This window comes from Tianweitania populi, assembly GCF_014652875.1.
Taxonomy (GTDB): domain Bacteria; phylum Pseudomonadota; class Alphaproteobacteria; order Rhizobiales; family Rhizobiaceae; genus Tianweitania; species Tianweitania populi.
The window spans coordinates 770,332-796,756 of the sequence record NZ_BMZQ01000001.1 but is presented as its reverse complement, the minus strand read 5'-3'; the positions used below and the strand labels follow the sequence as shown (position 1 = coordinate 796,756).

Sequence of the window (26,425 nt, the reverse complement as noted above, 5' to 3'; positions counted from 1 at the left end):
CCCTGGCTTAAGGGGTGAAGGAGCGGACTTTGACCGTCATTCGCGCATTCCCGTCGCGCACCGTCGACACCGACACGCTGGGCGGGCGCTTGTCGCGCACGCGCGATGCGAGCGGGATCAGTCTGCAAACGCTGGCGCGGCGCGTCGGCGTGAAGAAGCAGACGATTATCGATTGGGAAAACGACCGTTCCGAACCAAGTGTCGAGCGCCTGACGCTGGTCGCCAGCGTTCTCGATGTGACGCTGATGTGGCTGATGCATGGTGTTGGCGATGCGCCGGCTGACGAAATCGGACCCGACCCCCTCGCCTCGATGACTGCCCAGATCGAGCGACTGCGCCGCATCCACGAAGATACCGGGCAGATCATCGAGCGTTTAGGACGCGAGATCGAGCGGCTTCATCGCGGGGAATGATCGCCTGCTGACTTGCCGATCATGAACGTCAAGCTGATCGCGGCTTTCGGAGGCATCAAGCCTGTTCCCTGGCTGGCCTGGGGCCATAACAACATGGCGCCGCGACTCGTCCTGCATCCCGACAAAATTGAATATCGCCTGTTTCGAACGCGGTTCAGGCCATACGCCGAGGTCGCGCTGGTCGATTATCGGAGCACATGGCGTACCTTCAACGTCGTGCTGAGCTTTGAAGGCGCTCTAACCACGTTTATCGGGAATACGGGCGAGGAACGAACCGCGCGCGAGGCGATCGCCTGTCTGGCCGAACGCGGCTGCCCCTTGTCTGAACGAGCAGATTGCCTGCTGAAATCAACGCCGGCCTGATGAGACGTTCAACAGCCGGTCAGTTCGCCTTGGCGGCTTCCGGTGCTGGCACGTCCGAGGTCTTCTTGCAGGCTTTCAGCCATACGTCATAGACCGGATGTTCCACGGCATTGAGGCCGGGGCTTTCGGCGAACATCCAGCCGGTGAAGATGCGGCGGATCTTGCGATCGAGCGTTATTTCGTCGACTTCCACGAAGGAGTCGGTTTTTGGCTCCTGGTTTTCCGGGCTGGCATAGCAGACGCGTGGCGTTACCTGCAGTGCACCGAACTGCACGGTCTCATCGACATAGACGTCGAAATTGATGATGCGGCCGGTGATCTTGTCGATGCCGGCAAATTCCGCGACCGGGTTCTTGATGCGCTGGACAGGCACGGCAGGCTGGGGGGCTTCCGTTTCGGGAGCCGGCACCTGTCCCTGCGGGACCTCTTGTCCGGGCTGTAGTTGCTCGCCTTGCGGTGGCGTATCGAAGCCCTGGATGCCTTCGAACCCCTGGGGGCCTTCCTGAGCCTGAGCTGCCGGTATGATCAGCATCGCGATCAAACCAGCCATCAGGCTCCGCTTCGCACTCAGCATCATCGATCCAATTCCACCGCAAGCCGCGAGGCACGGCCTTTTTCAACTGTCTCGCGTAGAGGAGAATTGTGGCGAGAAATCTCGTGAGCGCCCGTCCGGGAGATCAGCCGCCCGGCGTCCAAGCATCGTAATCGCCGGTAACCCGCGGACGCTCTTTCTCGTTCAGGATCGAGCCCTTTGGACGGTAAGCGCCAGCCGAGCCCGTAAGGTTCGGCGTATGAGCCTTCTCCCATTCGCGCGGCGTGTAGGTTTCAGCCGAAGGAGGCGTATCGACGCGATGATGCATCCAGCCGTGCCAGCCGGGCGGAATGGCGGATGCCTCGGCATAGCCTTTATAGATCACCCAACGACGCGGCTCTCCGTCGCCATTCTTGTCGCCTTCGTAATAAACATTCCCGAACTCGTCTTCGCCCACCTTCTTGCCGAAGCGCCAGGTGTTGAAACGCGTTCCGAGCGTTTGACCATTCCACCAGGTGAAGAACTGGGTGAAGAACTTTGACATCACGTCATCCCTTAAGGGCGGGTATCCGCTTGTTCGTTGGCCGCGTTATGGCGCTGACTGCCTTGCTTGGCAAGAAGGCGCACCGCTCAGACCAGTGACTTCTCGTAGATCAGCACGGTTCGCGGCAATGCGCCGCCATGTTCCTCACGCCCGACCTGGGTGAAGCCTTCGGTCTCATAGAAGGCGACGGCGCGGCTGTTCCTTTCTTCCACTTCCAAACGCAGCAACTCCGATTCGAAGAAGGACTGCTCGATCTCTTCCAAAAGCATGCCGCCGATGCCGCTGCCTTGAAATGCCGGCAGCACGTAAAGCTGGAACAGCGTGACGGTGCGCGCATCGTCGCCGATCGCTGCGGCGTAAGCACAACCGCAGAGCCGCTCGCCGTCATCGGCCACGAGATAATCCGAACGATCGCGATCAATCATAGCCTGCAAGGCCTTCGGCGAATGCCACTCGGCCGTCAGTTCTTCCACCATGGCGGGACCGTAGAGACCATCATAGGTCGCGTGCCAGGTCTCCGCCAGCAGGGCGCGGATCGCGGGAATGTCCCGCGAACCCGCAGTGCGGACGAAAACGCTCACTCGGTGATCCCGAGCTTGGCCTTGACCAGGTCGTTGACGGCCTGCGGAGCCGCCTTGCCGCCCGTCGCCTTCATGACCTGACCCACGAACCAGCCGGCCATGCTCGGCTTGGCGCGCGCCTGCTCGGCCTTGTCGGGGTTGGCCGCAATCACATCGTCCACGGCCTTCTCGATGGCGCCGGTGTCGGTGACCTGCTTCAAGCCGCGCGACTCAACGAGCTCCCGGGGATCGCCGCCCTCATTCCAGACGATCTCGAACACGTCCTTGGCGATCTTGCCGGAGATCGTGCCGTCCTTGATGAGGTCGACGATAGCGCCGAGCTGTTCGGGCGATACCGGAGAATCCTCGATGTCGCGGCCGGCCTTGTTCAGCGCGCCGAGCAGTTCGTTGATGACCCAGTTGGCCGAAATCTTGCCGTCGCGGCCCTTCGCAACCTGCTCGAAGTAAGCGGCGATCGCCTTTTCCGAAACGAGGATCGAGGCGTCATAAACCGACAGGCCGAGATCGTTGACGAGCCGGTTGCGCTTGTCGTCCGGCAGTTCCGGAAGATCGGCAGCCAACGCATCGACATAGGCCTGGTCGAATTCGAGCGGCAACAGGTCTGGATCGGGGAAGTAGCGATAATCATGCGCTTCTTCCTTGGAGCGCATGGAGCGGGTTTCACCCTTGTTGGGGTCGAACAACCGCGTTTCCTGGTCAATCTTGCCGCCATCTTCGAGGATTGCGATCTGGCGGCGGGCTTCGTAGTCAATGGCTTGGCCAACGAAGCGGATCGAGTTGACGTTCTTGATCTCGCAGCGCGTGCCGAACTCACCGCCCGGCTTGCGGACGGACACGTTGACGTCGGCGCGCAGCGATCCCTCGTCCATGTTGCCATCGCAAGTGCCGAGATAGCGCACGATGGTGCGGAGCTTGGTGACATAGGCTTTTGCCTCGTCGGCCGAGCGCATGTCTGGCTTCGACACGATCTCCATCAAGGCGACGCCCGAGCGGTTCAGGTCCACGAAGGACATGGTGGGGTGCTGGTCGTGGATCGACTTGCCGGCATCCTGTTCCAGATGCAGGCGCTCGATGCCGACTTCGATATCCTCGAAGTTGCCCTGACGATCCGGCCCGACAGAAATGATGATCTGGCCTTCGCCGACGATCGGCTGCTTGAACTGCGAGATCTGGTAGCCCTGCGGCAGATCGGGATAGAAGTAGTTCTTCCGGTCGAACACCGACTTGTGGTTGATCTGCGCCTTCAGGCCGAGGCCGGTGCGAACGGCCTGGCGCACGCATTCCTCGTTAATCACCGGCAGCATGCCGGGCATCGCCGCATCCACGAGGCTGACATTCTCGTTGGGCGCCGAGCCGAACGTCGTGGACGCGCCGGAGAACAGCTTGGCCTCCGACGTGACCTGCGCGTGGACTTCGAGGCCGATGATCACTTCCCAGTCGCCGGTGGCGCCGGGGATCAGGCGTTTGGGATCGGGCGTGCGGGTGTCAACTAACGTCATGATGAAGGTCCGGTCGAAGCGCGCGGCGAGCCGCATCTTGTTTGCCAAATCGGCTAAAGCAATCGGCCGCGCTTCGCAAGGCAAGCCGAAGATCCCACCTGTTCAACTCCAGGACTCCGTACAATTTGAACGGATCCCAAATCGAACAAACAGGCTGGAACCGGACCCGTTCAAGCCGTCGCGATGTAGAGCTTGATCTCTTCGCTCTCGCGTTCGACATCTTCGATGCGGAGTTTCACCACGTCGCCGATGGAAATAATGCCGTCGAGTTGGCCATCGCGCTCCACCGGAAGATGGCGGAAGCGGCCATTGGTCATGATCTCTAGCAATTCGCTGGCCGTCTGGTTCTCGCTGCAGGTCGTGACATCGCTGGTCATGACGGCCGAAACCCGCTGTTCCAGCGCCAGCGCACCGTCGCGGCCGACAACTCGCACGATGTCGCGCTCCGACAAGATGCCGGCAATCCGCCCATCACCATCGGTGACGACCAGAGCGCCGATCCTTTGTTCGCCAAGGCTTTTGGCAGCGTCAGCCAGGGTTTGATCAGGGCCGATCGTCGCGACGGCACGGCCCTTGGTTTCCAGGATTTTTCGTACGGTCATGCGCTTGCTCCTCCTGTTAGCGCCACCCGCCCATCGCCTTTGAGCGACGGTGAAGAAGCATCGTGCCAAGCTCGGAGCGGTCTGGCAACGGCGTTAAGCTAGGCGCGCCCTTTGCGGCTCCGCTTCACCGAACAGACCGATGAAGAGGAACCCGACCAGAAAACCGCCAACATGCGCTTCCCAGGCCACCGCGCCCATGTCCTCGGGCGTCAGGTAGCCCAGGCCGGATATAAGATTGACGGCCATCCAGACCACAAGAAACACGATCACCGTGCGCGAGGTCAGGCTCTCCATGATCGTCAGCGGCGGACCGGAAAAGCGCCCGCGACCCAAGCTTCGGTCAATGTTGAAACCGAAGCGGGCCGCAGCGCCCATCATGCCGGAGATTGCGCCTGAAGCACCTACCAGCGGAATTTCCGAACCGGCATGCAGAGCATAATGCAGCGCCACCGCGCCCCAGGCAGTCACCAACCAGAAAGCTAGAAAACGCAAGGCACCCAATCGGTTAGCGAGCGGAGAACCGAACGCGGCCAGCCAGACCATGTTGACGATCAGATGCGACCAGCCGCCGTGGAGTAAGGCGTAGGTGATCGTGCTGGTCACCGCATAGATGTCGAAGAGGTAATCACCGGAATAGCGAATCGGGATGAAGGCCGCGCGCACCAGCAGGCTGATGTCCTGCTCCTCGGTCAGAACATACTGGCGCACGAGATGCACGCCCGCGCAAAGCGCGATCATCAGCAGCACGGCGCCGGGTATGTTGAAGACGGGCTCGCGCGGCGGGGAAAGGACCCGGGCGGGTTCGGCCGCGGTGGCGCGGTGATTCTCTTCTGGGATGCTCATGAACTCTAGATCGGCCTAAAAAGAAGGCCGTTCAAGGTTTCCCTCAAACGGCCTGGTCGAGCCCCCACGCTCCCCCAAAACTTTGCTGTAACCCGCGCTTCTCTGCGGTTGTTGCCACTTTGGCCGCCACTTCTCGTCAGCGCAACGTAAACCCTTTGTTAACCTTAACTGCCCTGCTCCGTGAACAAGCAAGGCACTTGACTGGCACGCTTCCTGCTCCGCGCAGCATGAACAGCGTCGGGCAGCTCCAACTTGTTCACCGATGGCACACCGCCGGCGATCATGGAGAACGGGAACTTATGAGACTGCAGGGTTCGATAGAGCTATTCCAATACTGGAATCGGCTGCGCGATGGGCGCCCTGCTCCGCTACGCACGGAAATCGAGCCTGCGGACATCAAGAACCTGCTTGCCGACACGTTCATCCTTGAACTTGATACGCGCGGGGGTCCCGTGTTCCGCCTGGCAGGCACGCGCCTCTGCGCCACCTATGGACGCGAGCTGAAAGGCTATTCCTTTGCATCCATGTGGACGCCGCGCGACCAGAAGATCGTCGCGCGTTTGTCCAACAACGCCTTCCACGACAAGAACGTCGTTTCGATGAGCTTTCGCGGTGTCAGCGAGACCGGTCGCGAGCATCCGTTCGAACTGCTGCTTCTGCCCATCGACGGCGGTCGCGACAGTCTGCGCGCGCTGGGCATCGTCAGTGCCAAGGAGCGGCCGTTCTGGATGGGCGCGGACCCCATCCGCGAGAATGTGCTTCAGTCGGTGCGGGTTATCGATCCCGAGATCGAGCCGATTTTCCTGAAGAACCGGCCGGCCATCGAAGTGCCCTCGCTGGCGCCGGGCGATCGCCACTTCAAGCCGCTCGATGTGTTTTCCGGGCCCGGCCGGCGCATCCGTCACCTTGTGGTTCTGGACGGCGGACGCGGTGAATGATGGGGACGATCGCCCCAAATTCGTGAACGGAACCGGAACACAGGTCGCATGGCCGCGCTTGCCGTGCCATATTTGCACGGTGATTCGCAGTACCGGGACCTGGTTTGGAATGACCGATACAAACGACCTCTTCGGATTATTCGATGCTCCGCCGGCGCGCGCCAAGTCGAAGCCGGTTGATCCGATCCTGCAGGCTGCGCGTGAGCGCGCCGCAAAAAAGACCTTGCCGAACGTAACGCCGGAAGCAACCGCAGCTGAGACACCTTCTCCGCCTCAGCCCGTCGTGTCCGCTCCGCTTGCAGCACCGAGCGTGCCGGCAGCCCCTGCCCCGCGTGCTCCTAAAGCGCAGCCGTCGCGCGACGGCGCCGAAAGCTACAGCGCAGCCGACATCGAGGTGCTGGAAGGGCTGGAACCGGTGCGCCGTCGCCCTGGCATGTATATCGGCGGCACCGATGAAAAGGCGCTGCATCATCTGTTCGCGGAAGTCATCGACAACTCGATGGACGAGGCGGTGGCCGGCCATGCGACCTTCATCGAAGTGGAACTGTCCGCCGACGGCTTCCTGAGCGTGACCGACAATGGCCGCGGCATCCCGGTCGATCCGCATCCGAAGTTCAAGGACAAGTCCGCGCTCGAAGTCATCATGACCACGCTGCATGCCGGCGGCAAATTCGACTCCAAGGTCTACGAGACGTCCGGCGGTCTGCATGGCGTTGGCGTGTCCGTGGTCAACGCGCTGTCGGACGTGCTGGAAGTAGAGGTCGCGCGCGGTCGCCAGTTGTGGCGCCAGCGCTTCTCGCGCGGCATCGCGCAAGGTCCGCTGGAAAGCCTGGGTGAAGTCCATAACCGCCGCGGCACCAAGGTGCGCTTTCATCCTGACGAGCAGATCTTCGGCAAGGGCGCGGCCTTCCAGCCGGAGCGCATCTACAAGATGGCGCGTTCCAAGGCGTTCCTGTTCGCCGGCGTCGAGATTCGCTGGTCCTGCGACCCCGCCCTGCTAAAAGAAAAAGACGAGACTCCGCAGCGCGCAGTCTTCCACTTCCCCGGCGGCTTGAAGGATTATCTCACCGGCCAACTCGGCAGCGAGATGCAGGTCACGCGCGAGATCTTTGCCGGCAAAACGGACAAGCAGGGTGGCCACGGCGCGCTGGAATGGGCTGTCACCTGGTATGGCGGCGACGGCTACGTCAATTCCTACTGCAACACGATTCCCACGCCCGAAGGTGGTACGCATGAAGCCGGCTTCCGCACTGCGCTTACGCGCGGCCTCAAGGCCTATGCGGACCTGACCGGCAACAAGCGCGCGTCGATCGTCAGCGCCGATGACGTGATGATTTCGGCGGCCGGCATGCTGTCGGTGTTCATCCGCGAACCGGAATTCGTCGGCCAAACCAAGGACAAGCTGGCGACCGGTGAAGCGCAGCGCATCGTTGAAAACGCGATCCGCGACCCGTTCGATCACTGGCTGGCCGACAATCCGCAGGAAGCCTCCAAGCTTCTGGATTGGGTTATCGCGCGCGCCGACGAGCGCTTAAAGCGCCGGCAGGAAAAGGAAGTCAGCCGCAAGAGCGCCGTGCGCAAGCTGCGCCTGCCCGGCAAGCTGGCCGATTGCACGCAGACGGCGGCGCAAGGTGCGGAGCTCTTCATCGTCGAGGGCGACTCGGCCGGTGGCTCCGCCAAGCAAGCGCGCGACCGCGCAAGCCAGGCAATCCTCCCCTTACGCGGTAAGATCCTCAACGTCGCGTCGGCCGGTTCGGAAAAGCTTGGTGCGAACCAGCAGATTTCTGATCTGATCCAGGCACTCGGCTGCGGCACCCGGTCGAAATATCGCGACGAAGACCTGCGCTATGATCGCGTGATCATCATGACCGACGCCGATGTCGACGGCGCCCATATCGCCTCGCTCCTGATCACCTTCTTTTATCAGGAGATGCCGAACCTGATCCGCGACGGCCACCTCTACATGGCCGTGCCGCCGCTTTATCGCATCAGCCAGGGCGGCAAGGTCATGTATGCGCGCGATGACGCCCACAAGGATCAGTTGCTGAAAGCTGAATTCACCGGTCGCGGCAAGATCGAGATAGGCCGCTTCAAGGGCCTTGGCGAGATGATGGCGGCGCAGCTCAAGGAGACCACGATGGACCCGAAGAAGCGCATGCTTTTGCGCGTCGAGGTTCAGGACGAGGTCGATGCCACGAAGGCGGCGGTGGATGCGTTGATGGGCACCAAGCCCGAACTGCGCTTCCGCTTCATCCAGGACAATGCGGAATTTGCCGAGGCGCTGGATATTTAAGCACGGTTAAGCCGCTGCGATCGCCCGTGCGTGGTGACGGGCGTTTTCGCGCAGGGCATCCAGGTGAATGCGGCGGATGAGGCTGGCGACTTCGCCGGTCGGGTCATCCTTCAGCGCCTGTAGCATCGCCCAGGTCACTTCCTGCGTGCCGGCAACGCGCTTGCCGTTTGCGACGTCGCGCCATACGGAAAGCGCGCTGGTAATCACGGGCTGGAGGTTTTGCGGCAAGCCGGCCGAGCGCATCAGCGCACAAAGCGCCACATCGCGGCCGCGCGCCAGAAGCGCGCCGACATGGCGTTCGCTTTGCCCTGTCAGCGCAACAAGAGCCGCGCCGAAGAAGTCGATTTTGCCCGCAGCAACCGAGCGAAGAAGAAAGCCGGTGGTGAGTTCGCCGCGCAGGCGCAGATGCTCGATCAAGGCCGGATGCTCGTCGCTGCGGGTGCGGTCAATCAGGGTCAGCGATGCCTTGGTGCAGGCCTCGCGCGCCATGCGCGCCGCCCTCGCCTCGCCCATGACGCCAAGAAGAAACGGCGAGCGTCCCAGCGTTTCGCCGAGTTGCACCAGAAGCAGATGACGGCAGTCGGACGGCAGATCGGCTAGACCGAGCATCGCTTCGCGCAGATGGGCACGCTCACCGAATCGCTCCACCATGCGCCGGAAGCTGACGGCAGCGATGTCGGCACCGGGATTTTGCAAGAGCGCGATGCAGGCTTCCGCTTCCCCGACTTCGGCAATGGCTGCGGCCAGGCTGATCCCGACCCAGGCTCGGCGGGCGACGACGCATTGCACTGGCGTCGGCGCAACAGCAAAGCGGTCGATCAGGTCGGCGTCGGTCAAAAGCGGCGAACGGCCGAGCACAAGCGTTGCGACTTCGATCTGGTCGGCAGCCAAAGCAGCGATGATCTGCGGCGGTGCCTTGCGACTCATGGATAAGGCTTCCGCCATGGCCAGCCGCACCTTGGACGAAGGATCGTCGAGCAGCAGCGTGAGGGCCGCTTCCGCCGCACAGCGATCCTCGAACTCCAGCGTTCCGTCGATGTAAGCACGCGACAAGGCGGCAGCGGCAGCGGCGCGTTCGCAAACGCGGGCTGTGTCGATCCATCTCAGGAAATGTGCCACGACAACCATGCTTTTCGCCCTGTCCTTCCACGCTTGAACCCTAGGACAGCAATGGTTTACGAACGGTTCACCATAATTGCGGGAGGCGTGGCATGGCGGGGCTTTATCTCGAACAGTTCGAAGTGGGCGCGGTGATCCGCCACACGTTGACGAAGAGCGTGACCGAAAGCGACAACATGCTGTTCTCGGTCATGACGCTCAACCCACAGCCGCTGCATATCGATTTCGACTTCGCGGCCAAGAGCGAGTGGGGCCGGCCCCTCGTCAATTCGCTGTTCACGCTCGGCCTGATGATCGGCATCTCCGTTCATGACACGACGCTCGGCACCACGATCGGCAATCTTGGGATGACGAACACCGAGTTTCCCCATCCGGTTTTTCATGGCGACACGATCCGCTGCGAAACCGAGATCAAGTCGGTGCGCGAATCGCGCTCGCGCTCGGATCGCGGCATCGTCGAGTTCGAGCATCGCGCCTTCAACCAGGACGGCGTTCTGGTGGCCCGCTGCACGCGCCAAGCCATGATGCTCAAGACACGGCAAGCCTGATTGATGCGCTCGCTTTTGTTTGTGCCGGGTGATTCCACCCGCAAGCTGGACAAGGGTCTTGCATCGGGCGCCGATGTGCTTTTGATCGACCTGGAAGACAGCGTCAGTCCCGCCAACAAGGAAGCCGCGCGCAAGCTGACGGCCGAGTTCCTCGCGGCCAATCGCAACGCTGGCGGGCCGCAGCTTTATGTCCGCGCCAATGACCTGCGCTCAGGCCTGATCGACGACGATCTTGAAGCGGTGATGAGCGGTGCGCCGGTTGGCATTCTGTTGCCGAAAGCGGCAGCCAGCAGCGACGTCGATCACCTTTCCACGAAGCTGCGCGTGCATGAAGCCGAGCATGATCTGGCGGATGGCAGCACACGGATCATCGCGCTGATCACGGAAACGCCGGCAGCCGTGCTGGCGGCGTCCACATGGCAGCAGCGCCACCCGCGCCTTGCAGGTCTCACCTGGGGTGCCGAAGATCTGTCGGCCGAGACCGGCGCGGAGCGCACACGCACGCAAGACGGCCAATTGACTGACGTCTTCCGCCTGGCGCGCGCGCTCACCGTCCTCGCAGCATCCGCAACAGAGGTCGCGCCGCTGGATACCGTCTTCGTCGACTTCCGCGATGAGGACGGGTTGCGCCGCGAATGCCTGGATGCCGCGCGCGATGGCTTCACCGGTAAGATGGCCATCCATCCCGCACAGGTGGCGGTGATCAACGAGGCCTTCACGCCGGACGCACAGGCAATCGCCCGCGCGCAAGCGATCGTTGAAGCCTTTGCCGCAGCCGGTGATCCCGGCGTAGTGGGTATCGACGGCAAGATGTTCGACCGCCCGCATCTAAAGCGCGCGCAGCGACTGCTGGCACGCGCCGGATCGGCGGCTTAGCCGCGATCCTCTTCCCAGCGTGGCCGACGCATCGCGAAGGTCTCGGTTACGCTGGCATAGTCCATATAGCCGAGCCGGGCCGTGCTGCCCGCCTTGACGATGTCGAACAGGCCATCGGTCAGGTAGGCGTCCGCAAGGTGCACACCGATCACCTGCCCGATCACGACATGCGCTTCCGACTTCGTGCCATCCAGCGTCTTCGGTCGGAAGATCTCGGTGACCTTACACTCCAGCGCGGCATGCGCTTCCGCCACGCGCGGCGCTTGAACCAGGCGTGACGACGCCATCGTCAAACCGGCATAATCGAACTCGTTGGTGCCGCGCGGCGCGTTCACCGAACTGCGGTTCATGGCTTGCGCCAGATCGCGGCTGACGAGGTTGGCGACGAACTCGCCGCTTTCTTCCGCAAAGCTCGAACTGTCCTTAGCCCCTTCCGACGAGAACCAGATCAGCGGCGGATTGCCGGAAAAGGCGTTGAAGAAGGAGTAAGGTGCGAGGTTCACGCGACCATCCACCGACTTCGTGGAAATCCATCCAATCGGCCGTGGCGCGACGATTGCCTTGAACGGATCATGCGGCAGGCCGTGGCCATTGGCGGGTTCGTAAAACATGAGCTTACTCCGCCGGTCCCGAATAATCGCTGACGATGTCGCTGAGGTCCGGACGCGGACGCTCGAAAATCTCGCCCTGATGCGTTCCGATATGGATGAAGCCGATGACGCGCTCATCCGACTTCAGCCCCAGGATGCGCCGTCCCTCCGGCTGATCCGAATACCAGTTGGAAATCCAGTTGGCCGCATAGCCAAGCGCGTTGGCCGCCAGCACCACATTCATGGCCGCAGCACCGCCGGACAGAAACTTCTCCCAATCCGGGATCTTCGGGTGTGGCTTCGGAACGCTCACAACGCCGATCACCAGCGGCGCGCGTGAGAATCGGGTCAGTTCCTGCTGACGACGCCCTTCCTGCAGCGGACCTTCTAATTGTTCGGCAAGCTCCACGAGCTTCTTGCCGACTTCAACGCGCGCATCCCCACGGTAGAGAATGAAGCGCCACGGCGCGAGCTTGCCATGGTCGGGTACGCGCGACGCGATATGCAGAATGGTCTCGATCTCCGAGTCGGAAGGGCCAGGCCCCATCATCTCGTTGATAGGCGCGGACTTGCGGGTAGACAGAAAGTCGATGATGTCGGAAGACATGAAAACAAACTCCTGAAGCAGCGGGATGCGGGATGCGTGCCTCAGCCGTAAATGCCTGGGTCATGCTGCACGGAAACGTCTTGAAATTGCCATCGCGCCCCTGTCCAAAGCAAGCCGGTGATTAGGGTCAGACCATCGTAAAATGATTTCGACGGCACTGCGTTCGACAACATTAGGCGTTGCGCTTCTGGGCATGGTCATGAGCAACGCCATCGCACAGCAAGGCGGCGGGCCTGGCGGTGGCGGTCCAGGCGGGCCCGGCGGACCGGGCGGCGGGCCCAATGGTGGTCAGTCCGAAGGTGGCCTGGGTGTGCCGCCGGAAGGTCATAGCGGGCGCCGACCCTTGTTCGCTCCCCCTCAAGTTGATGATGCTCCTGCCGATGATGACGGCTTTCCCGATGCGCCGCTGCTCGAAGGCACGCCACCGGCAACGCCGGGCTTCGGCGGAGACGCACCCGCGGCGACGATGCCAGACGTCAAACTGCCGGGCATCACCAACTATGCGCCGGCCAACCAGCAAACGCCGCTGGCCACAGGTAATCTCGGCGAAATTACGCTCGGTGCGCAGCTGACGGAGAATGCCAAGGAGATCCCGCGCGGACTGGTTTGGCGCGTGTTCAAGCCGGATGCTGGTGAAGACGGCAAACTGCCTCTGGTGGCTTCGGCGCAAGGCGGAACGAGCGTGTTCCAGCTGGAGCCCGGCAGTTATCTCGTTCATGCCGCTTATGGCCGCGCGGGCGTCACCAAGCGTATCAGCGTGACGCGGGAGCCGAAGCGCGAAAGCCTCGTGCTTGACGCCGGCGGGCTGAAGCTCGACGCGGTTCTGTCGGGCGGCATGCGCATTCCCTCGGACAAACTGCGATTCTCGATCTTCGACAGCCATTCCGATGCAACCGGTGAACGCGCGCTGATCATTCCCGATGTTAGCCCAGGCACGGTCGTTCGGCTGAACGCTGGCACCTACCACGTGGTGTCGACTTACGGCACGGTGAATGCCGTGATCCGCTCCGACATCCGCGTGGAAAGCGGCCAGCTGACGGAAGCAACGGTCGAGCACAAGGCCGCGCAGATGACGATGAAGCTGGTGCGCGAAGCCGGCGGTGAGGCCATCGCCGATACGGCCTGGTCCGTGGTCAACGGGTCCGGCGATATCGTTCAGGAGAATGTTGGCGCTTTTGCCTCTATGGTGCTGGCGGAAGGCACCTACACGGCCGTCGCGAAAAACCGCGACCGCATTTATAGCCGCGACTTCACAGTGCTTGCCGGCCGCAATCAGGATGTCGAAGTTCTGGCAACTGAAGGCCAGCCGGCGAGTCCTGCTGAGGTCACCAGCGAATAGCTGATTGGGTTAAGCCCTAGTACAGCGGATCGATTACCGCTCCGCCGGAGCGCGCATCATCGCCATCCGGTGAAAGGTCGAACACGGCAGCGCGCAGATGCGCCGTCAGCGCCTTTCGGTCTCGGATCGGCTCCAGCGACGACCAAGGCAGGACGTCGCCGATGCGCGCATGGACCGAACCGCCGGACAGCTTAGTGAACTCTCGCACCAGCATCGACATGCGGGCGGTCAGCGAGATGTGGCTCGCCAGGTGGAACAGGCGGCCGTTCTGGCCGGCAAAGTGGATCGGTACAACGCTGGCCTGCGCATCCTGGATCAGTCGCGCCGGAAACAGCTTCCACGGCCAATCCGCTGCACGCCCCCAAGGCTTCGTCGCGGTTGCGACGGCACCCGCCGGGAAAACGACGATCGTCACGCCCTTCCGGATCAGCTCGAGCGCTTCGCGCCGCACAGCCAGATTGTTGCGTTGCGCTTCCTTGGTTTCATGAAAGTCGATCGGTAGCGAATAAGGCCGCATTTCCGGAATGCGCAGAAGCTCGGAGTTGATCAGCACGCGGAATGGGCGGCCAAGCTGCTCGGCCAAAGCCAGCATCGCGATGCCGTCGCCGATGCCATAGGGATGGTTGGCGATCAGCATCAGCCGATCGTCGGGTGCCGCTTTCGGTAACGCACCCTGCACGGCCAGATCGATGTCGATCAGCTCGAGCATACGCCCGAAAACCCGCTCGTTCGAAGGCACGATCTCGCCGCACCAGATCCGGTACAGCGCCTCGTAGTGACGGCGGCCCGAAAGCTGTTCGGACAGTGTGATGATCTTGCGGCCGAGCCAACTCTCCACGGCATCGGCGTAGGAGAGCGCGGAAAGACCGGAATTAAGCGTGGCTTGGCTGCTGTGCATGGTCATTCATGCGCAGCAGCCAGTGACAGGCGTGTGAAGCCTGCGTGATGGTCAGATGACGGTCAGTCGGTCTGACGTGCGAGATCGGGCGGCGTGGCTTCCGCAACCAGCATGGACAATGCCTCGTCCAGTGACATCGCCGACTGATCGCGCGAACCCAACCGGCGGATATTGACCGCCCGCTCTTCCGCTTCGCGCTTGCCGCAAACGAGTATCACCGGCACCTTTGCCAGGCTGTGCTCGCGCACCTTGTAGTTGATCTTCTCGTTGCGAAGGTCGAGTTCGGCCAGCAGACCAGCCTTCTTCAGCACCTTCTGCACTTCGCGCGCATACTCGTCCGCCTCGGAGGTGATGGTGGCGACCACAACCTGAACCGGCGCGAACCACAGCGGCATATGGCCGGCAAAGTTCTCGATCAGGATGCCGAGGAAGCGCTCCATCGAACCGCAGATGGCGCGATGGATCATCACTGGCTGCTTCTTCTCGGAATCGGAACCGATATAGAAGGCGCCGAAGCGCTCCGGCAGGTTGAAGTCGACCTGTGTCGTGCCGCACTGCCATTCGCGGCCGATCGCATCCTTCAGTGTGTATTCAAACTTCGGTCCGTAGAACGCGCCCTCGCCCGGCAAAATGCCGGTCTTGATCTCCGGCGACTGCGCTTCGATCGTCTTGAGCACATCCATCATCACGCTCTCGGCGCGGTCCCACAGCGCATCCGAACCAACGCGCTTTTCAGGACGCGTCGACAGCTTGATCGTGATGCCCTCGAAGCCGAAGTCCTTATAGACCGACAGGATCAGGTCGTTGATCTTCAAGCATTCCTCGGCCATCTGCTCGTCGGTGCAGAAGATATGCGCGTCGTCCTGCGTGAAGCCGCGCACGCGCATCAGGCCATGCAGCGCGCCGGATGGCTCGTAGCGATGCACCGCGCCAAATTCCGCAAGGCGGATCGGCAGTTCGCGATACGACTTCAAGCCATGCTTGAAGATCTGCACATGGCCGGGGCAATTCATCGGCTTGAGCGCGAAGACGCGTTCATCTTCGGTCTCGTCACCGGCGACCGTGACCTTGAACATGTTGTCGCGATACCAGCCCCAATGGCCGGACGTCTCCCACAGGCTGTGATCAAGCACCTGCGGCGCGTTCACCTCCTGGTAGTCGCCCTCGAGGCGGCGGCGCATGTAGCTGACGAGGTTCTGGAACATCTTCCAGCCCTTGGAATGCCAGAAAACGACGCCCGGACCTTCTTCCTGGAAATGGAACAGGTCCATCTCGCGACCGAGACGGCGATGATCGCGCTTCTCAGCTTCTTCCAGCACATGCAGATACTGGTCCAGCTGCTCCTGGGTCGCCCAGGCCGTGCCGTAGATGCGCGTCAGCATCGGGTTGTTTGAATCGCCGCGCCAATAGGCACCCGCGACCTTCATCAGCTTAAAGGCGTTGCCGATCTGGCCGGTCGAGGCCATGTGCGGACCGCGGCAAAGATCGAACCAGTCGCCCTGGTAGTAGATCTTCAGATCCTGACCCTCGGGGATCGCATCGATCAACTCGACCTTGTAGCCCTCCCCCTTGTCGGCAAACACCTGCTTGGCGCGAGCGCGATCCCAGACTTCCCTGGTGAACGGCTTGTTACGCTGGATGATCTCGCGCATCTTCTTCTCGATGACCGGGAAGTCATCGGGCGTGAAAGGCTCTTTGCGGGCAAAGTCGTAATAGAGGCCGTTTTCGATAACTGGGCCGATCGTCACCTGCGTGTCGGGCCACAGTTCCTGCACGGCTTCCGCGAGGACGTGCGCGGTATCATGGCGGATCAATTCCAGCGCGCGCGGATCATCGCGCGTCAGGATTTCGATCTTGCCGGAAGTGCCGAGCGGTTCGCTGAGATCGCGGATGGTGCCGTCGACGGCATAGGCGACCGCTTTCTTGGCAAGCGACTTCGAGATCGACTCGGCCAAAGCGGCGCCGGTTGCTGCGCCATCATAGTCGCGCACGGAGCCGTCGGGGAATGTGAGGGAAACCTGGGACATGCTGTTCTCCATTATCCAGTCCCGCATACGAACGCGGGTGGTCGCGCGCCATGTCAGGGCGCTGCGCGCATGTAGCGGGCGAAAGCCCATGCGTAAAGCCTAGTCGGCGCTGCGCGGCTTGCGTCCGAATGCCCAAAGGCGCCACGGCCTCCAAGGCGATGCACGCGATCCGAGATCGTCCGGCACGACATCGATGCCATGCGTGCCGCCAGGACCGCAGCGGATGACGCGGAACAAGGACAGCCAGCCGCCAGACCAGAGGCCGTGCCGGGCAATGGCTTCATAGGCATATTCCGAACAGGTCGGATAATGCCGGCAGCCATTGCCGAGGAAGCCGGAAAGCGTCAATTGATACAGGCGCACGCAGCCGGTGCCGAACAAGCGGCCGGGCGTGCGAGGCCATGGGGCTGAAAAGTTACGGGATCTGCTCGCCGGCATCGATCAGTATCGGCTCCAATGCGCCACGCATCTCGGGAATGCTGATCCTAGCCGTTTCCCATAGCGTCTTGTGCCAGATGGTCTCATAGCCGTGCACCAGAATATGGCGGATCCCGACGGCCTTTCGCAATTCAAGCTGCACCGCATACATCGCGAAATCAGGGTATTTACGAACGATGCCATTCGACACCTCGCCGACAAGTTCGATCGCCTTGGAGAGAGCGAGTTGCTCAATCTCGCGGGCACTCAGCGTCTGGCAGGTCATTTCTTGTGTGACCCGCTCAACGCGTAGGCACGCCTCATGCAAACCTACCAGCCGATCTATCAGTTCTTCAGGTAAGGCAGTCTCGGTCATAACGGTTTGAAGGATCGCTCGAGGCGACGAAGAACGCGCTCCGAGAAGTCTTTTTCCGAATGGACATCGACCGGCGCGCCGATCTGTTCAGCAAGGTCTTCGCCAAGCTGAGCCATATCGAATAGCGTCATCACGCCCGCGATTTGAACCACAAGATCCAGATCGCTCGCTTCGGTGTCCTCCCCGCGCGCCACGGATCCAAACACCCGTGGATTGCTCACCGGATACTTTGCTAAAATCGCCAGCACCTCATCCCTATGCTTGGCCAACGCTTCCGACGGACGCATGGCGGCTTCTCCTCAGGCAGCCTTGTTAGCGTTGGCGCGCTCGATCTGGTCGATCGCATCCACCACGGCATCGAAGGTCAGCATGGTCGATGCGTGCCGCGCTTTGTAGTCGCGTACCGGCTCCAAATACTTCAGATCCTCGAAGCGTCCGTCCGGCGGGATTCCATTTTCCTTCAGCATGGCGTGCATGGTCTGACGCAAGATGCGCAACTCGTCGGCGGTCGAGCCAACGACGTGCTGTGCCATGATCGCCGATGAGGCCTGGCCAAGCGCGCAGGCCTTCACGTCATGGGCGAAATCGGTGATGATGCCGTCTTCCATGCAGAGGTCGACGAGCACCGTGGAGCCGCAAAGTTTCGAATGCGCCTTGGCCGTAGCATGGGGCGTGTCGAGGCGCCCAGTGCGGCCGATATTTCCGGCGAATCCAAGAATTTTCGCGTTGTAGACTGCATCGATCATGTTGTTTCTCCGCAGCGGCGCAGCTTAAGCATGGTTTGCCGCGCGAACGCCTTCCTTTCGCGCTCGGCTCTTCATATATAGGAGCACGGTTCATAAAGCGGCAAGCGCAGCTGTCGTAAGCAGATTTCTGAACCCAAACCGCCGCATTCGGCTGGAGCTCGCTCCCGCAAAACCGAACTCAGGCAGTGATCCGTTTAACTCGTCCCTTCCGCGAAAGGGACTACGGGAGACGCCTTTATGGACGCCGTTCTGAAATCGTTGCCCCTCCGCGCTTCCAGCGAACCCAAGCGCCCGACCCAGGCCGAGGTCGAAGCGGCCGTGCGCACGCTCCTGCTTTGGGCAGGCGACAATCCCGAGCGCGAAGGCCTGCTCGATACCCCAATGCGGGTCGCCAAGGCCTATAAGGAAATGTTCGACGGCTACAACAAGGATCCGGCCGAAGAACTTGGGCGCACCTTCGAGGAAGTCGAAGGCTATCAGGACATGGTGATCGAGCGGGACATTCTGTTCCACTCGCATTGCGAACATCACATGGTGCCGATCATCGGCCGTGCGCATGTCGGCTATCTGCCGGATGGAAAGGTTGTCGGTCTGTCCAAGCTGGCGCGCGTGGTCGACATCTTCGCGCACCGCCTGCAAACGCAGGAAGCCATGACGGCGCAGGTCGCAAACACCATCCAGGACACTCTCAAGCCGCGCGGCGTAGCCGTGATCCTGGAAGCGGAACATATGTGCATGGCCATGCGCGGCATCCGAAAGCAAGGCGCGACCACGCTGACTTCCACCTTTACCGGCGTATTCGCCGATAGCCCCGACGATCAGATCCGTTTCATGACCCTGCTGCGCACCAGCAGCAAGGCGTGAGATGAGCGAGCCAACTTTCCCGGCAGCACCCAGTGACAAGCGGGAGCTGGAAGAAGGCGCGGTGTTGTCGCCGCGCTTCAACAGCGATGGGCTGGTGACAGCCGTCGTGACTGATGCCAGGGACGACCACCTTCTGATGGTTGCCCATATGAATGCGCAAGCGCTTCAGCTCACACTCGACACGGGCATCGCCCATTACTGGTCCCGTTCCCGCAATCAGCTGTGGAAGAAGGGCGAGACCTCCGGCAACACGCAGCAGGTTCAGGAAATCCGGGTTGATTGCGATCAGGATGCCTTGTGGGTGCGCGTCACGGTCGATGGGGATGGGCTGACCTGCCACACCGATCGCCGTAGCTGTTTTTATCGGGTCGTGGATCGCGATGCGGACGGCGTCCGCCTCGTTCCGGCCGACGAAGGCTGATCGCAGCTCATCAGGGTCCGACTCCCTTTCATGCAATGTTCATGACGCCTTCTGCATAGTCGGCTGATCATGGACCGCACTATGTCTCCCGCCGATCTGATCCAAATTCCTTCCCCGAAGAGGCAAGGCATCGCGCTTGCGCTTGGCGGTGGCGCGGCGCGTGGCTGGGCGCATATCGGCGTACTGCGTGCGCTGGATGAAGCAGGCATCGCCGTCGATATGATCGCCGGCACCTCGATCGGCGCGCTGGTTGGCGGTTGCTACCTCGCCGGCAAGCTCGATGAGTTGGAAGCGTTCGCACGCGGCCTGACCAAGCGACGCATCTTCGGCTTGCTCGATCTGCGGCTTGGCGGCAACGGCTTGTTCGGCGGCATGAAGCTCGATGCGCGGCTTCAGGAGCATCTTGCCGGCAAGAGCTTCAAGAACCTGTCTAAGCCTTTCGTGTGCGTCGCTGCCGAGCTTCGGACTGGACATGAGATCTGGGTGACCGATGGTTCGCTGGTGACGGCGATGCGGGCATCCTACGCCCTGCCCGGCGTGTTCGAGCCCGTTCCATGCAACGGCCGCGTGCTTGTGGATGGTGCGCTGGTCAATCCCGTGCCGGTTTCGGTCTGTCGTGCTTACGAGCAGCCGCTCGTGGTGGGCGTGAACCTGCATTACGATCTGTTTGGCCGCGCCGCCGTGATCAAGCACAGCGCAGGTGAGTTGGTGATTGCGCGCGATGCGCCACGGCCGAAGACGGCGGCAACACCGCCGACAGGACGCGAGTCGCGGCTGGGCGTGACCGGTGTGATGGTGGAAGCTTTCAACATCATTCAGGATCGGTTGTCGCGCTCGCGCCTGGCAGGCGATCCGCCGGACCTGTCGTTGCAGCCGAAGCTCGGCCATATCGGTCTGTCGGAATTCCACCGCGCCGATGAGGCGATCCAGATCGGCTACGAGACGGCGAAGGCACAGGCAAGCGAGCTGCTCCGCCTGCAATCTGTCATGGTTTGAGCGAGGGTTCCGCGGCATCCATGATGCGAAATTGAACGCTGCGGCTGCCGTTCCAGTAGTTGGCTGACAGCGAGCCGGCGAGGTGAACTGTCTTGCCGATGCTGCGCTTCAGGAAGATCCCGAGGTCGCTTTCGGCCACGCGGAAGGCCATGCCGGAAAGCTGGCCGCCGCTCTCGGAGCGCACCTGCACGCGCAGGTGACCGCCGTTGCCGACTTCGCGGACATCGGCGACACGGTGGCGCGGCAGCACGACGACGGGGTTAGCGTGGCCTGCGCCGAAAGGGCCAACCTTCTCAAGCGCATCGAGCATGGTGAAGTTCGCGCCTTCGGCTGACAGCGCGCCATCGATCGGCAAGGTCTCGTCGGCACGCAAGGCATGAACGTCGCTGGCGCGCTCTTCGAAGAAGGCGCGTAGCTGGCCAAGCTTGGCGCGTTCAAGCGTGATACCGGCCGCCATAGCGTGGCCACCACCCTTGGTGAGGATGCCAGCCTCGACCCCTTCGCGGACCAGTTTGCCGATATCAAAGCCCGGAATGGACCTTCCGGAGCCCGATCCGACGCCGTTTGGATGAAAATGGATGGCGAAGCTCGGTCGCCTTGCATGTTCCTTCAAGCGGGCCGCGATCAGGCCGACGATGCCCGGATGCCACTTGTCGCTGGCGGTCACCAGCACCGCAGGACCTTGCCCGCCGAAGAGTTCGGCGTCGGCTTCGGAACGCGCCTGGGCAAGCATCTCCTGCTCCATGGCCTGACGCGCGGCATTCAGGCGATCGAGCGTTTCGGCGATCTTCTGCGCCTCGACAGGATCGTCGGTGGAAAGCAGACGGCTGCCGAGGGCTGCGTCGCCGATACGACCGCCGGCATTGATGCGCGGACCGATCAGGAAGCCGAGGTGAAACACGTTGAGTGGTTCGCCGATGCGCGAAACGCGCGCCAGGATCGACAGGCCTGAATTCTGGTTTTGTCGGGCAACGATCAGACCTTTGGCGACGAAGGCGCGGTTGACGCCGATCAGGGGCACGACATCGCAGATGGTGGCAAGCGCCACGAGGTCGAGCATCTCGAGGAGGTTCGGCGGTGTCTTGCCGCGTGCGCGAAGCAGCTTTGCAACCTGCACCAGCGTGACGAACACGACGCCGGCCGCACACAAATGGCCTTGCCCCGACAGATCGTCCTGCCGGTTCGGATTAACCACTGGCGTTCCCGCTGGCAGTTCGCCGCCGACCTGGTGATGGTCGAGCACGACAACATCCGAACCCGCCTGATTGGCCGCCTCAATCGACGGCGCGCTGTTGGTGCCGCAATCGACGGTGACGATCAGCTTTGCACCGCGCCCGACAAGTTCGCGCATCGCATCGGGATTGGGGCCGTAGCCCTCGAAGATGCGATCCGGGATGTAGATTTCGGATGGCATGTGGAAATGGTCGAGGAAGCGCTTCATCAGCGCCGAGGACGCCGCGCCGTCCACATCGTAATCCCCGAAGATCGCGACGCGTTCTCCGCGCTCGATGGCATGCGCGATGCGCTCGGCCGCCGGCAGCATATCGGTGAAGCTGGCGGGGTCGGGAAGCAGTGCGCGGATGGTCGGATCGAGGAAGCCCAACGCCGTGTCGGCTGTGATGCCGCGACCGGCCATGACGCGCGCAACGAGATCCGGCACGCCATGACCCTGCGCAATAGCCAGCGCCAGGTTTTCCTGACGCTCGTTGAGCCGGTGTTCCCAGGCAAGGCCGTTGATCGAGCGGCGAATGTCCAGGAAGTGCCTACGGTTGTGCATTTTGCGCGGCGAGTCCATCATCGCGTCAATATAAGATCTCGCGGCCTTCACAGTCAGAATTTGTCGAGGTCCTGATGTCGCGCCTTGATCTCGCGCACCGTGCCGGACGAAGAGCGCATGACGATCGTGTGGGTCTGAATGGAGTCGCGGCCGAACTTGACGCCGGACAGCAGGTTGCCGTCCGTCACGCCGGTTGCCGCAAACAGCACATCACCGCGAGCCATGTCTTCCATCTGGTAGATCTTGTGCGGATCGGAAATGCCCATCGTGGCCGCACGCGCGACCTTTTCTTCGGAGTTCAGCAGCAGACGACCCTGCATCTGACCGCCAATGCAGCGTAGAGCCGCCGCGGCCAGCACGCCTTCCGGCGCGCCGCCCGAGCCAAGATAGATATCGATGCCGGTTTCGTCCGCGTCGGTGGTGTGGATGACGCCAGCTACATCGCCATCACCGATTAATCGGATGGAAGCGCCGGTGGCACGCACTGCGTCGATTAGCCGAGCATGGCGCGGGCGATCGAGGATGCAGGCGGTGATCTCGTTCACCGGCACGCCCTTAGCCTTGGCCACCGCTTCGATGTTTTCGACGGCTGGCGCATCGATATTGATGATGCCTTGCGGATAGCCGGGGCCGACCGCGATCTTGTCCATGTAGACGTCGGGCGCATAAAGCAGACTGCTTTTTTCAGCGATGGCTATGACCGCCAGCGAGTTCGGCAGGTTCTTGGCGCAGATGGTCGTGCCTTCGAGCGGGTCGAGCGCGATGTCGACTTCCGGACCTTCCTTCGTGCCGACTTCCTCGCCGATATAAAGCATCGGCGCTTCGTCGCGCTCGCCCTCGCCGATCACCACCGTGCCGTTGATCGGCAGACGGTTGAGTTCGGACCGCATGGCGTCCACGGCGGCCTGGTCGGCAGCCTTCTCATCGCCGCGCCCGCGCAAACGCGCGGCGGCCACGGCGGCGCGCTCGGTGACGCGAACGAGTTCAAGCGTAAGGATGCGGTCGAGGCCGGCGGGTTTTGCCATCGTACGGACTTCCCAAAGGAGCTAAGCGCGGCCCCGTGTGGCCGCGGCTATCAAAGCTGGTTGTGGCGCAGGCCTGTGTTCGCTTCAAGAGCGACAGCGCCGGCTTTGAGGGTCCGCAGCGCAATTCATCTAATCAGCTGCGCTTCCTTCGTCGAAGCCGAGCAGGTTCCAGCTTTGCACCATATGCGGCGGCATGTCGGCTGTTACATCGATGGCGCCGCGATCCGGATGCGGAATCACGATCCGTCTTGCATGGAGATGCAGCCGGTTCTGCAGGCCGCCCGGGAATTCCCAGTTCTGATCTGCTTCGAAATATTTGGGGTCGCCGATGATGGGGCAGCCTAGTTCCACGGCGTGCACGCGCAGCTGGTGGGTGCGGCCGGTATAGGGCTCCATTTCCAGCCAGCTCAGTTGCTGACCTGCCTGCTCGACGATGCGGTAGTTAGAGATGGCGTGGTCGGCGCCCTTCTCACCATGTTTGGCGATGCGCATGCGGTCGCCATCCGGCGTCGTTTCCCGCACCAGCCATGAGGAGATACGCCCTTCGCGCTGCTTCGGTACGCCCTTGACGAGGGACCAATAGGTCTTCTGAGTTTCGCGGTGTTTGAAGGACTCTGCCAGCTTCATCGCAGCGAGCCGGGAACGCGCGACAACAAGGACACCGGACGTATCGCGGTCGAGGCGATGAACAAGGCGGGGCTTCTCGCCTTTCTTGTTACGCCAGGCTTCCAGCATGCCATCGACGTGACGCGACACACCCGAGCCGCCCTGCACCGCCAGACCTGCGGGCTTGTTGAACACGAACACCTTGTCGTCTTCGTGGATCAGCATTTTGGCAAGAAGATCGCCGTCGTCCTGGCCGCGGATCGTGCGCGCGGTCAGCGGACCGCCGGCGCCCTTCTCGTCAATGCCGAGCGGCGGAATGCGGATCGATTGGCCAGGCTGAATGCGCGTATCGGCCTTGGCGCGGCTGCCGTCGATGCGAACCTGGCCGGAGCGCAACAGCTTTTGAAGGTGGCCAAAGCCGAGCCCGGGATAATGGGACTTGAACCAGCGATCGAGACGCATGCCCGCCTCGCCCGCATCCACCGATTTTACTTCAACGCCTGCCATACTTCACGCTCTGTTTGAACCGCAGATAGCATCACGGCAGGATGCGCGCGACCCACAATCCCGCAAACACTGCAATCAGGGACACGATGACGCTTGTGGCCGCATAGCCGAGCGCGCCGACGACCTCGCCGCGTTGCCAGAGCGTCGCGAAATCGAGCGAGAAGGCGGAAAAGGTCGTGAACCCGCCAAGCACGCCGGTGGCCACGAACAGCCGCAAGGCATCAGACGTTCCGCTGCGCCGCGACAGCCAACCGATGAACAGCCCCATAATGAGCGAACCCAAGACATTGATGAGGATCGTCCACCACGGAAATGCCGAAGCGGAGATGCGGGCGCTGCCGGTATTCACGAGATGCCGCAACGACGCCCCGATCGCACCGCCCGCAGCTACAAGAAGAAGGTTGATCATCAGCGTTGTTCGTTTCTCTGTGCCAGCACTAGGATTGTCTTACACGATAGGAGTGTGTGGGGTATCCGGCGTGGCATGATCCTGGCGCAGCGCCATACTGTCAAAGAACACGCTGCAACGGTTCGCACGCCAACAGCAGGCACAGGTTTCCGCCTTCCCGCGCGCTAGGCTTGGGAAGCGGACGCAAAATCCCCGCGCCTTTGATGATTTTAGATACGGCGCGGGTGGTTTCGCGTCCGTCGGTGCGCTTGCCGCGGCACCGGTGGGCTGTTCGGATGGCTCTCCCCCTGGAAAGGTCCGAAACAGGCTGAACCGGCTCGTGGCCCGGGCTTAGGGAGGACTGATTACCTCAAGATCGCGCTACCGCAGCGCAACCAGCCCGGACACCGCCGCCCTTCTCTGATCCCCGGTGCGCACCAGAGTTCCCAACAAGGGCGATGGGTGAAGGATAAGCGCAGTGGTCGCGGCGTGGATAGAATACAGCTCACGATGATGGCCGCATCAACAATGTCAAAGGTTTAGCCGCACGCTTTCCGGCTCGTCATCCTCGGGCTTGACCCGAGGATCCATGCCGTGACGGCCAAGTTTGGATTGGCTAATCGGCACCAACAGCGAGGACAGGACCGGTCAGGCTTGGATTCTCGGGTCTACGCCTTTGCTGGCGCTGCGGCTCCGCCCAAGGATGACGAAGAGTGTGCAAGGCCCGCGTGGGCAACAACACCCTGCGCATGTCACACTCGCCGCGCTCATACCGCAGGTTGAGGTCGGATAAGCGCGTCGTATCAATCAGTCGAGCGACTCATGCGCGTCGGCGTGGCCCATCTGCCAGTAGCCGGATGCACGCATCCATGACTTGGGATGGCCGCGCTCGTTCAGGATGTGGTCGCGCACGGCGCGGGCGACGCTGGCTTCCGCGCCGACCCAGACGAACATATCGCTGACGAACTCGCTCTCGCGGAGCGCGGCAAGGACCGGCTCAGGATTGGCGCTGTCGGTGGGATCGCGGTGAACCCAGGTCAGATGAACCTCGGCGCGGCTCGCAAAGCTTTGCTCTTCCTGCGCGTCCGAGACGGCGATGATGGCGTGAACCACGGCGTCGGCGCCCAGTTCCTCGATGCGGCGACCGATGGCCGGCAGGGCCGTCTCGTCGCCAACCAGCAGCCAGCGCTTTACGCGATCGGAAACGATCAGGGAGCCGCGTGGGCCGCCGATCTCCAACGTGTCGCCCACTTGTGCACTGGCAGCGAACGAGCCGGCAGGTCCTCCTTCATGCAGCACGAAATCAATGGCCAGCGTGCCCACCGCGGCATCGTAGTGTCGTGGCGTGAAATCGCGCATTTCCGGCTTGCCGTCGGTGCCGGGGAAGAAAAGCTTGATGTGGTCGTCAGGTGCGGCGCTGAGGAAGTTGTCGAGTTCAGCGCCGCTCAGCGTGATCCGAACCATGCGCGGCGTAACACGTTCTACCGCCTGGACGGTTAGGGTTCTGCGACGCAGTTCATGCTTGACGCGCTGGGTGATGGGTTCGGAGGGTCGTAGATCGTTCACGTTAGAAGTCCTTAGCGGGTTGTTCGGCCCACCGGACGCACCGCGCAGGCCGAAGCAAGTTCGGTCATGCGCGTTGAGTGACGTTAACGCTTACGTGCTGATGCCATCGGCAAGGGCAGTCCGC

General features: G+C 62.1%; 30 protein-coding genes. 10 read left to right on the top strand and 20 right to left on the bottom strand.

Annotated features, from left to right (window positions below):
* Positions 1 to 29 precede the first annotated feature (29 nt).
* Positions 30 to 413: a helix-turn-helix domain-containing protein gene (locus tag IE166_RS04035; RefSeq protein WP_189501828.1), complete on the top strand. Its 384-nt coding sequence runs from the start codon at positions 30 to 32 to the stop codon at positions 411 to 413.
* A 21-nt stretch (positions 414 to 434) separates the two neighbouring features.
* Positions 435 to 776 carry a hypothetical protein gene (locus tag IE166_RS04030; protein WP_189501826.1) on the top strand — a complete coding sequence of 114 codons (342 nt, stop codon included), beginning with the start codon at positions 435 to 437 and terminating at the stop codon, positions 774 to 776.
* A 19-nt stretch (positions 777 to 795) separates the two neighbouring features.
* On the opposite strand, the gene IE166_RS04025 is transcribed toward IE166_RS04030, so the two are convergent.
* The 6 genes from IE166_RS04025 to IE166_RS04000 all read right to left on the bottom strand — a co-directional run bounded on the left by IE166_RS04025 (position 796) and on the right by IE166_RS04000 (position 5,377).
* On the bottom strand, positions 796 to 1,185 hold the full coding sequence (locus IE166_RS04025) for a DUF2155 domain-containing protein (RefSeq protein WP_244641398.1): 390 nt from the start codon (positions 1,183 to 1,185) through the stop codon (positions 796 to 798).
* 268 nt (positions 1,186 to 1,453) lie between these two features.
* Positions 1,454 to 1,852, bottom strand: a complete 399-nt coding sequence (locus IE166_RS04020) for an NADH:ubiquinone oxidoreductase subunit NDUFA12 (RefSeq protein ID WP_189501824.1) — start codon at positions 1,850 to 1,852, stop codon at positions 1,454 to 1,456.
* Between the two features lie 86 nt (positions 1,853 to 1,938).
* Positions 1,939 to 2,433, bottom strand: a complete 495-nt coding sequence (locus IE166_RS04015; protein WP_189501822.1) for a GNAT family N-acetyltransferase — start codon at positions 2,431 to 2,433, stop codon at positions 1,939 to 1,941.
* Positions 2,430 to 3,932, bottom strand: a complete 1,503-nt coding sequence (gene gatB / locus IE166_RS04010) for an Asp-tRNA(Asn)/Glu-tRNA(Gln) amidotransferase subunit GatB (protein ID WP_189501820.1) — start codon at positions 3,930 to 3,932, stop codon at positions 2,430 to 2,432. The genes IE166_RS04015 and gatB overlap by 4 nt, the downstream gene beginning before the upstream one ends.
* A gap of 170 nt (positions 3,933 to 4,102) precedes the next feature.
* The gene (locus IE166_RS04005) at positions 4,103 to 4,534 is read right to left on the bottom strand and encodes a CBS domain-containing protein (RefSeq protein ID WP_189501818.1); all 432 of its coding nucleotides are present in this window, start codon (positions 4,532 to 4,534) and stop codon (positions 4,103 to 4,105) included.
* Positions 4,535 to 4,627: 93 nt separating this feature from the next.
* A complete protein-coding gene (locus IE166_RS04000; RefSeq protein WP_189501815.1) occupies positions 4,628 to 5,377 on the bottom strand; it encodes a rhomboid family intramembrane serine protease in 750 nt (249 codons plus the stop codon).
* A 299-nt stretch (positions 5,378 to 5,676) separates the two neighbouring features.
* Here IE166_RS04000 and IE166_RS03995 point away from each other — a divergent pair, with 299 nt between their 5' ends.
* Positions 5,677 to 6,315, top strand: coding sequence for a PAS domain-containing protein (locus IE166_RS03995; RefSeq protein WP_189501813.1), 639 nt, complete (start codon positions 5,677 to 5,679; stop codon positions 6,313 to 6,315).
* Between the two features lie 109 nt (positions 6,316 to 6,424).
* The gene (gene parE / locus IE166_RS03990; RefSeq protein WP_244641315.1) at positions 6,425 to 8,608 is read left to right on the top strand and encodes a DNA topoisomerase IV subunit B; all 2,184 of its coding nucleotides are present in this window, start codon (positions 6,425 to 6,427) and stop codon (positions 8,606 to 8,608) included.
* Positions 8,609 to 8,614: 6 nt separating this feature from the next.
* Here parE and IE166_RS03985 read toward each other — a convergent pair whose 3' ends face one another.
* Entirely contained in the window at positions 8,615 to 9,736 is a 1,122-nt protein-coding gene (locus tag IE166_RS03985; protein ID WP_189501811.1) for a DUF2336 domain-containing protein, read from the bottom strand.
* An 83-nt stretch (positions 9,737 to 9,819) separates the two neighbouring features.
* Here IE166_RS03985 and IE166_RS03980 point away from each other — a divergent pair, with 83 nt between their 5' ends.
* Positions 9,820 to 10,275, top strand: a complete 456-nt coding sequence (locus tag IE166_RS03980) for a MaoC family dehydratase (RefSeq protein ID WP_189501809.1) — start codon at positions 9,820 to 9,822, stop codon at positions 10,273 to 10,275.
* 3 nt (positions 10,276 to 10,278) lie between these two features.
* The gene (locus IE166_RS03975; RefSeq protein WP_189503229.1) at positions 10,279 to 11,151 is read left to right on the top strand and encodes an HpcH/HpaI aldolase/citrate lyase family protein; all 873 of its coding nucleotides are present in this window, start codon (positions 10,279 to 10,281) and stop codon (positions 11,149 to 11,151) included.
* Here the strand turns inward: IE166_RS03975 and IE166_RS03970 are convergent.
* Positions 11,148 to 11,762 carry a flavin reductase family protein gene (locus IE166_RS03970; RefSeq protein WP_189501807.1) on the bottom strand — a complete coding sequence of 205 codons (615 nt, stop codon included), beginning with the start codon at positions 11,760 to 11,762 and terminating at the stop codon, positions 11,148 to 11,150. The genes IE166_RS03975 and IE166_RS03970 overlap by 4 nt on opposite strands.
* Before the next feature lie 4 nt (positions 11,763 to 11,766).
* Positions 11,767 to 12,348: a nitroreductase family protein gene (locus IE166_RS03965; protein WP_189501805.1), complete on the bottom strand. Its 582-nt coding sequence runs from the start codon at positions 12,346 to 12,348 to the stop codon at positions 11,767 to 11,769.
* A 466-nt stretch (positions 12,349 to 12,814) separates the two neighbouring features.
* On the opposite strand from IE166_RS03965, the gene IE166_RS03960 reads away from it, so the two are divergent.
* Complete coding sequence (locus IE166_RS03960) at positions 12,815 to 13,687, top strand: hypothetical protein (RefSeq protein ID WP_189503228.1); 873 nt, start codon at positions 12,815 to 12,817, stop codon at positions 13,685 to 13,687.
* Positions 13,688 to 13,703: 16 nt separating this feature from the next.
* On the opposite strand, the gene IE166_RS03955 is transcribed toward IE166_RS03960, so the two are convergent.
* The 6 genes from IE166_RS03955 to IE166_RS03930 form a co-directional block, all read right to left on the bottom strand.
* On the bottom strand, positions 13,704 to 14,591 hold the full coding sequence (locus tag IE166_RS03955) for a lysophospholipid acyltransferase family protein (RefSeq protein ID WP_244641314.1): 888 nt from the start codon (positions 14,589 to 14,591) through the stop codon (positions 13,704 to 13,706).
* Between the two features lie 56 nt (positions 14,592 to 14,647).
* A complete protein-coding gene (thrS, locus tag IE166_RS03950) occupies positions 14,648 to 16,612 on the bottom strand; it encodes a threonine--tRNA ligase (RefSeq protein WP_385964416.1) in 1,965 nt (654 codons plus the stop codon).
* Between the two features lie 99 nt (positions 16,613 to 16,711).
* A complete protein-coding gene (gene yidD / locus IE166_RS03945) occupies positions 16,712 to 17,050 on the bottom strand; it encodes a membrane protein insertion efficiency factor YidD (protein ID WP_189501801.1) in 339 nt (112 codons plus the stop codon).
* On the bottom strand, positions 17,028 to 17,405 hold the full coding sequence (locus IE166_RS03940) for a HepT-like ribonuclease domain-containing protein (protein ID WP_189501799.1): 378 nt from the start codon (positions 17,403 to 17,405) through the stop codon (positions 17,028 to 17,030). The genes yidD and IE166_RS03940 overlap by 23 nt, the downstream gene beginning before the upstream one ends.
* Positions 17,402 to 17,692 (bottom strand): nucleotidyltransferase family protein, encoded by a 291-nt coding sequence (locus tag IE166_RS03935; protein ID WP_189501797.1) that lies wholly within the window; start codon positions 17,690 to 17,692, stop codon positions 17,402 to 17,404. Before IE166_RS03935 ends, IE166_RS03940 begins: the two co-directional genes overlap by 4 nt.
* A 12-nt stretch (positions 17,693 to 17,704) precedes the next feature.
* Positions 17,705 to 18,151, bottom strand: coding sequence for an iron-sulfur cluster assembly scaffold protein (locus IE166_RS03930; protein WP_189501795.1), 447 nt, complete (start codon positions 18,149 to 18,151; stop codon positions 17,705 to 17,707).
* 237 nt (positions 18,152 to 18,388) lie between these two features.
* On the opposite strand from IE166_RS03930, the gene folE reads away from it, so the two are divergent.
* The 3 genes from folE (at position 18,389) to IE166_RS03915 (ending at position 20,432) form a co-directional block, all read left to right on the top strand.
* Positions 18,389 to 19,015 carry a GTP cyclohydrolase I FolE gene (folE, locus tag IE166_RS03925; protein ID WP_189501793.1) on the top strand — a complete coding sequence of 209 codons (627 nt, stop codon included), beginning with the start codon at positions 18,389 to 18,391 and terminating at the stop codon, positions 19,013 to 19,015.
* A 1-nt stretch (position 19,016) separates the two neighbouring features.
* Positions 19,017 to 19,436: a phosphoribosyl-AMP cyclohydrolase gene (hisI, locus tag IE166_RS03920; RefSeq protein ID WP_189501791.1), complete on the top strand. Its 420-nt coding sequence runs from the start codon at positions 19,017 to 19,019 to the stop codon at positions 19,434 to 19,436.
* A gap of 69 nt (positions 19,437 to 19,505) precedes the next feature.
* A complete protein-coding gene (locus tag IE166_RS03915; RefSeq protein WP_189501788.1) occupies positions 19,506 to 20,432 on the top strand; it encodes a patatin-like phospholipase family protein in 927 nt (308 codons plus the stop codon).
* Here the strand turns inward: IE166_RS03915 and recJ are convergent.
* The 5 genes from recJ to IE166_RS03890 all read right to left on the bottom strand — a co-directional run bounded on the left by recJ (position 20,422) and on the right by IE166_RS03890 (position 26,301).
* Positions 20,422 to 22,209 (bottom strand): single-stranded-DNA-specific exonuclease RecJ, encoded by a 1,788-nt coding sequence (gene recJ / locus IE166_RS03910; protein WP_189501786.1) that lies wholly within the window; start codon positions 22,207 to 22,209, stop codon positions 20,422 to 20,424. The two genes, IE166_RS03915 and recJ, sit on opposite strands and share 11 nt — an antisense overlap.
* 53 nt (positions 22,210 to 22,262) lie before the next feature.
* On the bottom strand, positions 22,263 to 23,234 hold the full coding sequence (glpX, locus tag IE166_RS03905) for a class II fructose-bisphosphatase (protein WP_189501784.1): 972 nt from the start codon (positions 23,232 to 23,234) through the stop codon (positions 22,263 to 22,265).
* A gap of 129 nt (positions 23,235 to 23,363) precedes the next feature.
* A complete protein-coding gene (locus tag IE166_RS03900) occupies positions 23,364 to 24,347 on the bottom strand; it encodes an RluA family pseudouridine synthase (RefSeq protein WP_189501782.1) in 984 nt (327 codons plus the stop codon).
* A 31-nt stretch (positions 24,348 to 24,378) separates the two neighbouring features.
* On the bottom strand, positions 24,379 to 24,756 hold the full coding sequence (crcB, locus tag IE166_RS03895) for a fluoride efflux transporter CrcB (protein WP_189501780.1): 378 nt from the start codon (positions 24,754 to 24,756) through the stop codon (positions 24,379 to 24,381).
* A gap of 786 nt (positions 24,757 to 25,542) precedes the next feature.
* Positions 25,543 to 26,301: a siderophore-interacting protein gene (locus IE166_RS03890; RefSeq protein ID WP_244641313.1), complete on the bottom strand. Its 759-nt coding sequence runs from the start codon at positions 26,299 to 26,301 to the stop codon at positions 25,543 to 25,545.
* Positions 26,302 to 26,425: the final 124 nt, after the last annotated feature.